The organism is Glaciecola sp. 2405UD65-10 (assembly GCF_048820975.1).
Lineage (GTDB): Bacteria > Pseudomonadota > Gammaproteobacteria > Enterobacterales > Alteromonadaceae > Glaciecola.
This window is the reverse complement of record NZ_JBMEUF010000001.1, coordinates 230,441-243,706: the sequence shown is the minus strand read 5'-3', so window position 1 is coordinate 243,706 and position 13,266 is coordinate 230,441. Positions and strand designations below refer to the sequence as shown.

The 13,266-nt window shown below is 39.8% G+C and carries 13 protein-coding genes and 1 tRNA gene; 8 read left to right on the top strand and 6 right to left on the bottom strand.

Annotated features, from left to right (window positions below):
* Positions 1 to 157: 157 nt before the first annotated feature.
* From ACOI22_RS01140 to apbC, 3 genes are all read right to left on the bottom strand, one after another.
* Positions 158 to 234 (bottom strand) — tRNA-Pro (locus tag ACOI22_RS01140).
* A gap of 122 nt (positions 235 to 356) precedes the next feature.
* Positions 357 to 941 (bottom strand): dCTP deaminase, encoded by a 585-nt coding sequence (dcd, locus tag ACOI22_RS01135; RefSeq protein WP_420669351.1) that lies wholly within the window; start codon positions 939 to 941, stop codon positions 357 to 359.
* Between the two features lie 125 nt (positions 942 to 1,066).
* Positions 1,067 to 2,158, bottom strand: coding sequence for an iron-sulfur cluster carrier protein ApbC (gene apbC, locus ACOI22_RS01130; RefSeq protein WP_420669349.1), 1,092 nt, complete (start codon positions 2,156 to 2,158; stop codon positions 1,067 to 1,069).
* Between the two features lie 151 nt (positions 2,159 to 2,309).
* Between apbC and metG the strand changes: the two genes are divergently transcribed.
* Complete coding sequence (metG, locus tag ACOI22_RS01125; protein WP_420669347.1) at positions 2,310 to 4,358, top strand: methionine--tRNA ligase; 2,049 nt, start codon at positions 2,310 to 2,312, stop codon at positions 4,356 to 4,358.
* Positions 4,359 to 4,362: 4 nt separating this feature from the next.
* Here metG and ACOI22_RS01120 read toward each other — a convergent pair whose 3' ends face one another.
* Positions 4,363 to 5,121: a class I SAM-dependent methyltransferase gene (locus ACOI22_RS01120; protein WP_420669345.1), complete on the bottom strand. Its 759-nt coding sequence runs from the start codon at positions 5,119 to 5,121 to the stop codon at positions 4,363 to 4,365.
* Positions 5,122 to 5,211: 90 nt separating this feature from the next.
* Here ACOI22_RS01120 and gloB point away from each other — a divergent pair, with 90 nt between their 5' ends.
* Together gloB and ACOI22_RS01110 are read left to right on the top strand one after the other, a co-directional pair.
* Positions 5,212 to 6,009, top strand: coding sequence for a hydroxyacylglutathione hydrolase (gene gloB, locus ACOI22_RS01115; protein ID WP_420669343.1), 798 nt, complete (start codon positions 5,212 to 5,214; stop codon positions 6,007 to 6,009).
* Between the two features lie 53 nt (positions 6,010 to 6,062).
* Positions 6,063 to 7,718, top strand: a complete 1,656-nt coding sequence (locus tag ACOI22_RS01110; protein WP_420669341.1) for a LysM peptidoglycan-binding domain-containing protein — start codon at positions 6,063 to 6,065, stop codon at positions 7,716 to 7,718.
* Between the two features lie 56 nt (positions 7,719 to 7,774).
* On the opposite strand, the gene cysS is transcribed toward ACOI22_RS01110, so the two are convergent.
* Positions 7,775 to 9,160 carry a cysteine--tRNA ligase gene (gene cysS / locus ACOI22_RS01105; protein ID WP_420669339.1) on the bottom strand — a complete coding sequence of 462 codons (1,386 nt, stop codon included), beginning with the start codon at positions 9,158 to 9,160 and terminating at the stop codon, positions 7,775 to 7,777.
* 117 nt (positions 9,161 to 9,277) lie between these two features.
* Here cysS and ACOI22_RS01100 point away from each other — a divergent pair, with 117 nt between their 5' ends.
* From ACOI22_RS01100 to ACOI22_RS01085, 4 genes are all read left to right on the top strand, one after another.
* A complete protein-coding gene (locus tag ACOI22_RS01100) occupies positions 9,278 to 9,775 on the top strand; it encodes a peptidylprolyl isomerase (RefSeq protein WP_420669337.1) in 498 nt (165 codons plus the stop codon).
* A 21-nt stretch (positions 9,776 to 9,796) separates the two neighbouring features.
* The gene (locus tag ACOI22_RS01095) at positions 9,797 to 10,525 is read left to right on the top strand and encodes a UDP-2,3-diacylglucosamine diphosphatase (protein WP_420669335.1); all 729 of its coding nucleotides are present in this window, start codon (positions 9,797 to 9,799) and stop codon (positions 10,523 to 10,525) included.
* 88 nt (positions 10,526 to 10,613) lie between these two features.
* Positions 10,614 to 11,471 carry a hypothetical protein gene (locus ACOI22_RS01090; protein WP_420669334.1) on the top strand — a complete coding sequence of 286 codons (858 nt, stop codon included), beginning with the start codon at positions 10,614 to 10,616 and terminating at the stop codon, positions 11,469 to 11,471.
* 200 nt (positions 11,472 to 11,671) lie between these two features.
* Complete coding sequence (locus tag ACOI22_RS01085) at positions 11,672 to 12,043, top strand: glutathione S-transferase N-terminal domain-containing protein (RefSeq protein ID WP_420669332.1); 372 nt, start codon at positions 11,672 to 11,674, stop codon at positions 12,041 to 12,043.
* Between the two features lie 10 nt (positions 12,044 to 12,053).
* Here ACOI22_RS01085 and ACOI22_RS01080 read toward each other — a convergent pair whose 3' ends face one another.
* Complete coding sequence (locus tag ACOI22_RS01080; RefSeq protein ID WP_420672287.1) at positions 12,054 to 12,257, bottom strand: DUF2061 domain-containing protein; 204 nt, start codon at positions 12,255 to 12,257, stop codon at positions 12,054 to 12,056.
* Between the two features lie 213 nt (positions 12,258 to 12,470).
* On the opposite strand from ACOI22_RS01080, the gene miaE reads away from it, so the two are divergent.
* The gene (miaE, locus tag ACOI22_RS01075) at positions 12,471 to 13,229 is read left to right on the top strand and encodes a tRNA isopentenyl-2-thiomethyl-A-37 hydroxylase MiaE (RefSeq protein ID WP_420669330.1); all 759 of its coding nucleotides are present in this window, start codon (positions 12,471 to 12,473) and stop codon (positions 13,227 to 13,229) included.
* Positions 13,230 to 13,266: the final 37 nt, after the last annotated feature.

The window sequence follows — 13,266 nt, the reverse complement described above, 5'->3', positions numbered from 1 at the left end:
ACGGATATAATGTAAAGCTGTTTAGATAAAATTTAACGCGCTAAAAGGTTAACATTTATAGGCATTATAAAATGAGTAAGAATGAACACTCGAAGATTTACATTAGCAAGGTAAAGGCTACTTTTAAAAAATGGGATAGTTTAAAAGTAAAGAGAATTGGTCGGTGTGAGAGGATTTGAACCTCCGACCCCTGACACCCCATGACAGTGCGCTACCAAGCTGCGCCACACACCGACCGAGCCACGCATTATATGGATTTAAAAAATTAAATCCAATTGTTTTTAAGGCTTTGTAAAAACTTTGCCCTTAAATGCTTATTAAACACACAAAAGTGCATATTTAAGACTCTAATGCAGCTAGTCTTCCGAACCAATTCTACTAGCCACTGCGCCATCTTGGCCTCTATATTTCGCATCGTTTCTTGAATTATAGGGTTGTTCCGCAAAACCTGATAATAATTCAAAACTAAGTGCGCCTATTTTCATACCGGGCTTCAAGGCAAGTGGTAATTTACCTGAATTAAAAAACTCTAAAACGATATTACCTGACCAACCTGGGTCAATTCTATGCGCCGTTACATGCACCATTAAGCCTAATCGCGCTAAGGAAGAGCGCCCATCAAGCCAACCTACCATATTAGCGGGAAGTGTTACTGACTCATGGGTAACCGCTATTGCCAGTTCACCAGGGTGAAGAAAAAAAGATTTTCCTTCTTTTATATCTATTTCATCACTCATTACCGTGTCTAAGGCAGCTTGCACTTCAGCTTTAGGGCCACTTAAATCAATAAAGGGGGCAAAATGATCTTCAAACACACGAAACTTGCTGCCTAAAGTAACATCAACCGTTAAGCCGCTAATACTTTGCTCGCTAGGTGCAGGCACAATATTTATGTCCCCTGCCGCTAAATGTTTTTTAATATCGGTATCGCATAAACGCATGGTGTACTTCTTTGTGTTGAACTAATGAATGAAAGGTCAAATTTGACCCCGCTACCTACTAGAATTATGGGCTTAGAATGCACTGCATGCAAGCTAAGATATTAATATTTAATATGTATTTAATACTAATCTAAACGAGTAACTTCTATGCTTGATGCCATGTTTGCTGCAAGCGGAAGAACTTGTGCTATTTCACAGAGGTTTCGGCTTAAGTTAATAGCCGCTTCACGATAAATAATAGACACTGGATGAGCCTGCTGTTCATGTAACAGTGAACGCCCCTCATCGGCAAACTCTCGTATAATAGGATTCAAAGGTACTTGTGCAAGTATAGGTAAGTTGTATTTACTCGATAATTTTTGCGCGCCCTTTTCTGAAAAAATAGCCGTACGCTTATGGCAATGGCCACATTCAAAGTAACTCATGTTTTCAATTAAGCCTAAAACGGGTATTTCTAGCTTTTCAAACATTGCTATTCCTTTGCCTGCGTCGCTTAAAGCAATATCCTGCGGCGTAGTTACCACAACCGCGGCGGTTAAAGGAAGTTGCTGGCACATGGTTAATTGAATATCGCCGGTGCCCGGAGGCATATCAACAATCAAATAGTCTAAGGTGGGCCATACTGTTTCTTTTAGTAATTGCCCTAAAGCTTTGCTCGCCATGGGGCCTCGCCAAATAGATGCGTGCTCGTTATCAACAAGGTAACCTATAGAATTAGATGCTAAACCATGCGCCATTACCGGCTGCATGTTTTTTTCATCTTTGCTTTGAGGATGCTCACCTTGTGTTCCTAGCATAATGGGTATTGAAGGGCCGTAAATATCAGCATCTAATATCCCCACTCGCGCACCTTCTAATTGTAATGCTAGGGCTAAATTAAGTGCGCTGGCTGATTTCCCCACCCCTCCCTTTCCAGACGACACCGCAATAATATTTTTAACATTAGCAACCGGCATTTGTTTGGCGTTAAAAATAGGAATATTGTACTGCTTTTGAATTTGCTTAACAGGCAAACCCGCTTCCGACAGACTCGCTTGAACCTGCGGCCACACAGAATCCACTAAAAACGGAAAACGTATCCACACATTATGTTTATTATCAACATGAGCAGTAATTAAATTTTCTTTTTTAAGTTCAAAAAAGTCTTCAATCAAAGCAATGATTTGTTCAAGGGTTTCACCGCTTAGCGGTTTATTTTTACTTGAGAAAAACGACACTTAGCCACCTTAGTAAAATGAATCATGTTAGAAACTACGAATTCACTAGAAATTATCAGTAATTATGCCTAATTCAAGGTGCAAATAATACGAGTTTCGGCTAACATCTGCCCCTATATTAGATTTTAAAAATTACAGGGTTTTACTTTACATGCAATCAAAGCAAAGACGCATACTGGTCACCAGTGCTTTACCTTATGCAAACGGTTCGATTCATTTGGGCCATTTACTTGAACATATCCAAACCGATATTTGGGTACGCTTTCAACGTTTGCGAGGTCACCAATGTTATAGCGTTTGCGCTGATGATGCCCATGGCACGCCAGTAATGCTCAAAGCTCAAGAGCTTGGCATAAGCCCTGAAGAGATGGTGGAGCAAACGCGTGCAGAGCACCAACAAGATTTGCAAGACTTCCTGGTAAATTACGACAATTACTACATTACGCACTCGCCTGAAAACAAAGAGCTGTGCGAACTAGTTTATAATAGACTAAATGAAAATGGGTACATTTCAAAGCGTACTATTAGCCAGTTATTTGACCCTGAAAAAGAAATGTTTTTGCCTGACCGTTTTGTTAAAGGCACATGCCCCAAATGCGGTGCTGAAGATCAAAACGGCGATAGTTGCGATGTATGCGGCGCTACCTACAGCCCTACTGAAGTGAAAAACCCACGTTCTGTTGTGTCAGGCGCTACGCCAGTGTTGCGCGATTCAGAACATTTTTTCTTTGACCTTCCGAAGTTTGAAAGCATGCTCAAAGAGTGGATTCGCTCAGGTGCAATTCAAAATGAAATGGCCAACAAACTGGAAGAATGGTTTGAACAAGGCCTACAGCAATGGGATATTAGCCGTGATGCCCCTTATTTTGGTTTTGAAATTCCCAATGCACCGGGTAAGTTTTTCTACGTATGGGTAGATGCACCGGTAGGCTATATGGCGAGTTTTAAAAACTATGCAAATAAGCATGGTATTGATGACAGTGAATTTTGGCAAACTGGAAATGATACTGAGTTGTATCATTTTATAGGAAAAGACATTACCTATTTCCATTGTTTATTTTGGCCAGCCATGCTTGAGGGAGCAGGATTCAGAAAGCCAACGGGTGTTAACATCCACGGATTTGTTACCGTAAACGGGGCTAAAATGTCTAAATCTAAAGGTACCTTTATAAAAGGAAGAACCTATTTAGACCATCTTAATCCGGAATACTTACGCTATTACTTTGCCAGTAAACTCAATGACAGCGTAACTGACATTGACTTAAATTTTGAAGATTTCGTACAAAAAGTGAATGCTGATCTTGTAGGTAAGGTGGTAAATATAGCCTCAAGATGTGCAGGTTTCATTAGCAAAAAATTTGATGGCAAGCTTTCAAATAATATTGAAAACCCTGCCCTATTAGAAGAATTTCAAGTTGCCCATAATGCAATAGCACAGGCTATTGAAGAGCGCCATTATCACAAGGCTATTCGCGACATCATGGCCCTAGCTGATAAAGCCAACCAATATATTGATGCCCAAGCGCCTTGGGTCACCATTAAAGACGAAAACAAGCAAGACTTTACCCACGATGTTTGTTCTATGGGAATACACTTATTTAGAATTTTAATGGTGTATTTAACGCCCGTTCTGCCCAGCTTGTCTAAAGATGCCCAAGCATTCCTTAATGATGAATTCACGTGGGATAGCATACAAGACATTAAGTTAGGACATAGTATTAATAAGTTCAAAGCAATGATTCAACGCGTAGATGCCGATAAAGTAAATGCGATGGTTGAAGCGTCTAAAGAACACTTAAAAGCTACCAGCCAAGGCACTGAGAAAGCAAGTATAAGCGAAGCGGCTACAAGCGCTGATATTGAACCTATAGCCGATACTATTAGCTTTGAAGATTTTGCAAAAATAGATTTCAGAATTGCCAAAATTGTACACGCTGAAGCTGTAGAGAAAGCAGATAAACTGCTACGTTTAGAACTAGATATTGGTACTGAACAACGTCAAGTTTTTGCGGGTATTAAATCAGCATACAAAGCCGAGGACTTAATTGGCAAGCATACGGTAATGGTCGCCAACTTAGCTCCCCGTAAAATGCGCTTTGGTATGTCTGAAGGTATGGTATTGGCCGCAGGCCCTGGTGGCAAGGATATATATATTCTTGAGCCACACAGTGGTGCTACACCTGGAATGCGTGTTAAGTAGTTTATTATTGCGACGGTGTGCGCGAATGTGTATGCCTAGCGTTAGCGGTTGATGCTGAAAATTTAGGTTTAAGTTTCCACTTGGGCTTTATAGGGCTAAGTGGAATTTCTCTTTTTCTGGCCGTAATGATATACATTGAGCTAAACCACGGTAGGTGTTTTTGAAACCACTTTTGTAAGCGGCTTTGGCTATTTAATTTTTTGCGCATAAACATAGATGAATAAATTAAATTGTCGTGTTGAACAATTTCAAAATCTAGTAGTTGTAGCCAATCCTTTATACGTGATGCGGTAAAAAATCGACCTTTGTGAAGCAGATTTTTTCGGTTAATTGGCATGTACTTCATAATACCTGCAATACTAAATGGATTAAAACCAGCAATCACAACTCTGCCATCAGCCGTAATAGCTCGGTCTATTTCACGAATAATTTGATGTGGGTCTTGGGCAAAATCAAGCTCACCTAATAGCACAAACGCATCCACACTGCTATTTTGAAAAGGTAGCTGTGCTGATTTAGCGCATAATTGATTGTGCTGATTAGCATGTGGTGCACAGCTAAACTGATTTTTTACCGAGCACTTGTGCAAGGTCACTTGGCTACTTAAGCTACCTATTTTTACTAGATAATAACCAAAAATACGCTCGGTTATAGGGATTAGCGCTTGTTCAAGCTCTTGGCGTGCAATGTCGCCTTGGCCCAACTGTTGCCACCGCTTCGGGTAAACTGGCGTAGTTTTGCTTCGGGCTGAACGCATGAACATCTAATTACTCCACAACTTGAAAGTTACACTTAAACTACCTAAAGTAGGACATAGACTCCTCAGCCTGTCAACGGAATCAGCAGCTATACTATGAATCAAATTACAAAAGAACCCTCTGCCTTTAGTATTTATCCTATACCCGCATTTGATGACAACTACATATGGTGTATTCACAATAGCACACACGCAATAGTGGTGGATCCAGGTGACGCGAAGCCAGTAATAGACTTTTTGCAGCAAAATACATTACAGCTTCAAGCTGTATTAATTACGCACCATCATTTTGACCATGTGGGCGGTATTACCGAATTGCTAGGTAAATATCCAAATATACATGTTTATGGCCCTAATAACCCTCGCATCAAGGGTCTTACCCACTATGTAAAAGAGCACGATAAGATCTCGTTTAACTCTCCAGAAATAAGCTTAAGCGTGCTTGAAACACCCGGCCATACTCTTGATCATATAAGTTACTTCAATGAAGCACTTGTGTTTTGTGGCGATACATTATTTTCCGGCGGTTGCGGAAGAATGTTTGAAGGCACACCTGACATTTTTTATCCCTCTCTTAAAAAGTTAGGGCAATTACCCGAGCACACTAAAGTGTATTGCACCCACGAATACACGCAAGCGAACCTTGCGTTTGCAAGCCATGTTGACCCAAACAATAAAACATTAAAAGAATATGCAAATTGGGTTACCAATAAACGGGCAAACAAGGAAACGACGCTTCCTTCAACAATTTCTAAGGAAAATGAAATTAATCCGTTTTTACGTTGTCATATTCCTTATATGCAAAACGCTATGCAAATTGCAGGTGCACAATCTAACAACGAACTGGCCATTGCTACGTTCGCTTCATTACGTAAGTTAAAGGATGAATTTTAATTTACACGTAATTATCGTACAATTTGACGCTTAAAATAATAATAAAGGACGTTATGAAGTTTTTACTCCTAAGTACCGCAGTAGTTTTTATTGGTGGATGTAATATCACCAGCGAGCCCCAAGTAGAACCAATAACGGTCAGTGAAGCTGGTTTACAAGAAGATACTTGTAAAGGGGCTAGCAATAAAAACAACACAGAACAATTTTGCGAATTAAGTTCAAATGAAGCTGAAGAAGGTGTGGCTAAGCTTATACATCCAATTGAAGAAATTGATATAAGCCTAAGAACACCTGAGCCTGAAAAGCCGCCCGTTATTGATGATGTGTGGATACGTATACAAAATAGTTTAGCCTTAAACATTCCCCAACAAGAAGCTCGCCTAGAATCACAAAAAAAGTGGTATTTACGCCATCCGGCTTATATGCAACGAGTGGCAAAACGCGCTAAGCCGTTTCTGTATTATATTGTTGAGCGCCTTGAACAAGAGAATATGCCAATAGAACTAGCGTTATTACCCATTGTGGAAAGTGCCTTTGACCCATTTGCATATTCCCATGGCAGAGCGTCTGGTATGTGGCAGTTTATACCAGGAACAGGTACGCGCTTTGGTATGAAGCAAACCTGGTGGTATGATGGCCGCCGTGACGTAATTGCCTCTACTGATGGCGCTATAGCCTATTTAAAATATTTGAATAAGATGTTTGATGGTGATTGGCTTCATGCTCTAGCGGCTTACAACAGTGGCGAAGGTCGCGTAATGCGCGCCATTAAAAAGAATAAGAAATTGGGTAAACCCACTGATTTTTGGTCTTTAGCTCTACCCAAAGAAACCCGCGCATATGTGCCTAAATTATTAGCCTTAGCAGATATATTAAAAAACCAAGATACTAACAAGTTTCAATGGCCCAGTATTCCTAATGTCCCCGTACTTAAAAAAATAGACGTAGGTTCGCAAATTGACCTTGCACTGGCTGCGAACATGGCTGGCATTACGATTAGCGAATTACAGGCTTTGAATCCGGGTTACAATCGTTGGGCAACTGATCCTGACGGCCCGCACACACTATTTTTGCCCGCTGACAAAGCATCTCAATTTAAAGAGAGTTTAGCGCAGACCAGCCAAAAAGACCGATTGAACTGGGTTAGACACAAAGTTAAAAATGGTGAAAGTTTGGGCTTAATTGCTAAAAAATATGCCAGCAGCATAGATGTGATTAAACAGCTGAACTCCCTTCGTAACAATACTATTTACGTAAATGATTATATTTTAGTGCCTGTATCACTTAAAAGTTTACATGAGTACAGCTTATCAGCTGACCAACGTTTAGCTAAAGCGCAAAACATAGCGCGCGCTGAACACAAAATTACACATACGGTAAGTTCTGGCGACACCTTGTGGGATATAGCAATGGCACATAACGTTGGTGTACGTAATTTGGCGAAGTGGAACAAAATGGCCCCCACTGATCCACTTAAAGTGGGTGCTAAGCTTGTTGTTTGGACTGACCAAGTACCCGTACCAAATGCCAACTCACCTGTTATTAGAAACGTAGTTTACACGGTTCGTTCAGGCGATTCTTTGGCGCGAATAGCCGATAAGTTCAGTGTCAGAGTGTCTGATTTAGCCAAATGGAACAATTTAAATCGTAAAAAGTATTTGCAGCCGGGTCAGAAAATAAAAATAAAAGTTGATGTAACCAGTACTTAAAACAAAGGGAAGCTAAATGCTTCCCTTTTTCATACTACTTAGACTAGCAAGCTAAATTACGCTTTTCGCCACTTAGTGCCTTCTTTGCTCTCTTCTAATACCACACCAAGCTTGACTAACTCATCACGCACCGCGTCAGCAGCTGCCCAATTCTTATCAGCTCGAGCTTGAACACGCTTTGCTATTAAATCTTCTACCTGTTGGGTAAACTCGTCATCGCCATTCACTGCTCCTTGGAAGAAAGATTCAGGATCATTCTCTAATACACCCAAAATATTACCTAACTTCTTAAGCACGCCTGCTAAATCTTTGGCTTCTTGACTTGACGTTTCTTGCTTATTTAAATCTTTAGCAACATCAAACAAAACAGAAATTGCGATTGGCATATTGAAATCATCATTCATGGCCGCTTCAAACTTACCTAAATAACCCCCTTTAGCAATATCAACTTCCATATTAGCTTCAACAGAGCGTAGCGCATTATACAAACGCTCTAGGCTAGCGCGAGCTTGATCTATGTTGTCTTGCGAGTAACTCAATTGGCTACGATAGTGTGCCGACATTAAGAAAAAACGTAAGGTTTCAGGATCATGCTTTTTTAAAACTTCACGCAGCGTAAAGAAATTACCAAGCGACTTCGACATTTTAACATCATCAATTTGCACCATTCCTGCATGCATCCAGGTGTTCACGTATTGTGTGTCAAAGGCACAGCATGACTGTGCAACTTCGTTTTCGTGGTGCGGAAAAATCAAATCAGAGCCACCGCCATGAATATCAAAATGCGCGCCTAAATGCTTATGATTCATGGCTGAACATTCAATGTGCCAACCAGGACGTCCTGCTCCCCAAGGTGATTCCCAGCTTACCTCGCCCTCTTTCGCCGTTTTCCACAGCACGAAATCAAGTGGGTCTTGCTTGTCATTACTGGTTTGAACACGGATGCCAGACACCAATTGCGATAAATCTTGCTTACTTAATTTGCCATACTCTTTAAATGCCGACACCTTAAATAGGATATCACCCGACTCTGCTTGATACGCATACTGCTTATCCATTAAGCGCTGAATAACATCTATAATTTCTGGCATATGGCCTGTAACACGAGGCTCAATATCTGGAACCAACAAATTAAGTGCAGCGAAATCTTCGTGCATATGGCCTATTGTACGCTCGGTAAGCTGCGCTGGCGTTTCATTATTTTCATGTGCGCGTTGGATAATTTTGTCGTCGATGTCAGTGATGTTTCTTACATAGTTAACCTTGTACCCTAAATGACGCAGGTAGCGCACTACAATATCAAAACTCAAATATGTGCGCGCGTGCCCCATGTGGCTTAGGTCATATACCGTAATCCCACATACATAAATACCCACTTCGTTGGGATTAATAGGAGTAAACGGCTGCTTTTCTTTACGTAAAGTATTGTAGATTTGTAACATAAATAATGATGGCTTAACGATAAGTTTTATTTAAAATATATGATGAATTCTAGCATCTTGGTACGCTTATAGGCTACCATTAGTCACATTAAACACAAATCTCCTTGAGGACATAACATGGTTGTATTAAAAACGAACTTCGGCGACATCAAAATTAAGCTTTTTGCTGATAAAGCCCCTAAAACTGTAGAAAACTTTTTGTCGTACGTAGAAGACGGATTTTTTGACAACACTATTTTTCACCGTGTAATCAGTAATTTTATGATTCAAGGTGGTGGTTTTACGCCAGGTATGGAGCAAAAAGAAACCAAAGCAACTATTGAAAACGAAGCAGATAACGGCTTAAGCAATAAAATTGGTACTCTTGCAATGGCAAGAACAAACGATCCACATTCAGCTACTTGCCAATTTTTCATTAATGTAAATGACAACACTTTCTTAGACTTTAAAGCCGCTAACTCTCAAGGTTTTGGATACTGTGTTTTTGCAGAAGTAGTTGAAGGAATGGACGTGGTAAATAGTATCAAAGCGGTTGAAACAAGCCGTTCTGGCATGCATGACGATGTACCTGTAGAAGATGTTGTGATTGAATCAGCTGTTGTTGAAGCCGAGTAATTTCAAATTCTAAGCGAACCATTGAATAAAACTTTATTCATTTCTGATTTGCATTTAAGCGCTGAGCGAGAAGATATTGCTCAGTGCTTTTTTACATTTATGAACAATGAAGCTATTCATGCTGATGCCCTATACATTCTTGGGGATTTATTTGAAGTGTGGATAGGTGACGACAATAAAACTGAATTTAGCAATGCAGTAGCAAACGCTATCGCTAAGGTCGGTGCAAAACTGCCCGTTTATTTTATTCACGGTAATCGAGACTTCGCTGTTGGTAAACGTTTTGCTGAACAAGCTAAAATGACCCTCCTTCCTGAACAACACGTAATTGACCTTTACGGCACGCCTGTTTTGATTTCTCATGGCGATGAATTATGTACTCGCGATTTAGACTATATGCGTTTTCGTAGAAAAGCACGGGGGTGGTGGTGGCCAAAACTCATGCTTTCCTTACCATTATCTCTCAGAAAACGAATTGCCAATAAGGGGCGGGAAACTAGCCAAAATAATCAGAAAAACTTAAGTGCTGAAATTATGGATGTAACGCCTGAAGAGGTTTACAAGGCGATGCGTAAGTTTAAGGTACTACATTTTATTCATGGTCATACCCATAGGCCTGATATTCATCATTTCAACTTAGACGGCAAAGAGGCGACGCGCATTGTGCTTGGTGATTGGTATACACAAGGGAGTATTTTAGAAGCTAGTAAAAACGGTATAAATCTTGTAAATCGCTCTTTTTCGCAATAAAAATGCAACAAACTGTTTAAAAATGTGAAGATTTATTGAATAATTAAATTTACCTCTTTTGATACCGTCACATTTTAAAGGAATAAATTTGTTTAATCGAAGTAGAAAATACATATTCCTGCTCTTCATCAATTTGATTGTATTAATTGTACTGTACATAAATACTGACAATGATTCCTCAAACGATCCATTTAACACCGAATTTGTGCTTAGCTTAATTGAAGAAGCTGAAGCAAGAAGTAAAACAATTCGTTTGTTAGAAGATAATCTAAACAACGCAAATAATAGTTTATTTGAAACCCAAGTACAGCTTCAGCAAACGAGAATTTTAACGAGTCAAAGCGAACAAAAATTTCAATTATGCCAAACTGAACTTCGCGCTACCAATCAAACCAATACTTCACACAGTGCTAATTCAGCTGAGAAATGTGAAAGCCAGGCGCGCAACTTATCGGTTTCATCGGCAAAATTAGCTGAGCTGGAAACGCAGCTAAAACAAAGCCAACAAAATTATATTGAAGCGCAAACTGCGCTTACAAAAACGCAACAAAAATTAGATTCGCTTCAAAAAAAATCGGCTAATGAGGTTTCTATTTTACAAGCTCAGGTTTCAAGCTTAAACACTATATTAAACAAGCCCATCTTTCTTACAAAGCATTTCATGAACGCCCGCTATTGTGACAAACCAAGTTACAGCTCCCGTATTTGCGTGACCGAATTCATGATACGCCCTAGTTTCAGCAAACTCCCTGCTTCTGAAGTAAGCGTAAAGATTATAGATAGTAATGATAATATAGTTACCGAGGAAAAGTTTGAGGCCTTCAAAGAGCGGCTTTATAGAATTCCAATGGGGAGAGGTGTTGAACTTGCAAGCGGTTATTATAGCGCTGTTTATACCGTAGATAATCAAACAATTGTTGCCGAAGCGGTAAGCCTTTCACAATGAAAAATCCGAGTAAGCCTTATATACAAGCCAATAAGGTTCAGTGTAAATGCTGGTGGAGCACAAGGGCTAGCTAAATTACTTACTACACACCTTACTACACATCCCAATCTGTTAGCGTATAAATTTTAAGCGTTACTGGAAAGTTGAACGATATTCAGTATACTCGCAACGCTAAATTATATGCAAAGCAAGCAGGCTAAATGAAACTTATTATAAACCTTATTCGAAATATATTAGGGGGGCTTATTGCCTTTGTTGACCTAATTACACGTGGAAGGAAGTTAAAAAGAAGCGCTCAAGATCAAGCCAATGTGGCAGAACAAGCGCAAAATTTAAGCTTATATCAATTTTTTGCATGTCCGTTTTGTATTAAGACGCGACGAGCTATTTATAAGCTCAACGTGCCTATTGAAAAACACAGCGTATCAAACGACTCTCAATACAGAACCGAATTACTTGAACAGGGTGGAAAAATACAAACACCCTGCTTGCGTATTCAAAGCCCACAAGGCGTTACATGGTTATATGAATCATCTGAAATAATTGCCTACCTGCAAAAGCGCTTCGCGTAAAAACTGCCAATTAACAGCTTAAAGCAGCGCTTTGATTTAAAGCTTTCTCTTCAGACTTGCGCTGCCAAATATTTTCATGGATTATGTAGGCTACCGTATTAATTGCGGGTTCTACAAGTGCTATGAGTCCACCAATAAGTGGGCTTCCTGTTAACACCCATGCCACTGTAAACGCAACGCTAAAATGCGTAATAGCGAAAGTTATCGTTTTTATTCCAGTTTTCATATCAATATTCTCTAAATTGGTTTCAGTGAGTAAATCATAGAAGAGAAAGCCCATGCTTTAAATTGAAAAATACCGATGAACATCATCGAAAAATGTAAAGCAAGTGCGCCATATAGATATAGGTCATGCCTGAGTCCATATGGTTAATTTGCTCGCATATGTTAAAATAAGCACTGAAGTTTTAGCTAACAAATAGAATTTATGTCAACAACTACCCTGCTCTCACCTATTTTGTCTTTTTTAAAGTGTGAAACGCCTGATGCGTGGATAAACAAAGCAAAATTACCCGAAAACCTATCAATGCTTGTTATAGACCACCTAATTTGTGAGTTAAAAGCGGCGCAAAGCGCAATGTTCCTTATTCGCAAATACGCTGTTGATAAAGACAGTGGCGATGCTTTATTAGCTTGGTTGCAACCTTTTGAACAATTTATTTATAAGCGAGAAGGCAATTGGCGAGAGCTGGCAGCTAAGAATAACTTACGTAAATCTGTTATCCCCAAGTCAGATTCACCTTACGGACAAGAGCTAATTGACAAGATGGTTTTGTTAATTAAAGAAGAGCTTCACCATTTTTATCAAGTGTTAGAAATGATGGAGCTATATAACATTGAGTATCAAAGTATTACACCTTCTCGCTACGCCAAAGGCATGCTGAGACATGTGAAAACACACGAACCCAATGCTTTGGTTGATAAACTAATATGCGGCGCATATATTGAGGCGCGATCTTGCGAACGCTTCGCTAAAATAGCGCCCCATGTTGATGAAAAGCTCGGTGAATTTTATATATCTTTGCTTCGTTCGGAAGCGCGGCATTATCAAGATTATTTAGCCCTAGCACAATCTATAAGCCATGAAGATATTACAGCACGTGTTGAGTATTTTGGCCAAGTAGAAGCTGATTTAATCAACTCAGTTGATGAAGATTTCAAGTTTCATAGCGGCGTCCCCGTTTGATATAGCGCTAAGGTGAAGTTGTAGAAAACATGTTGCG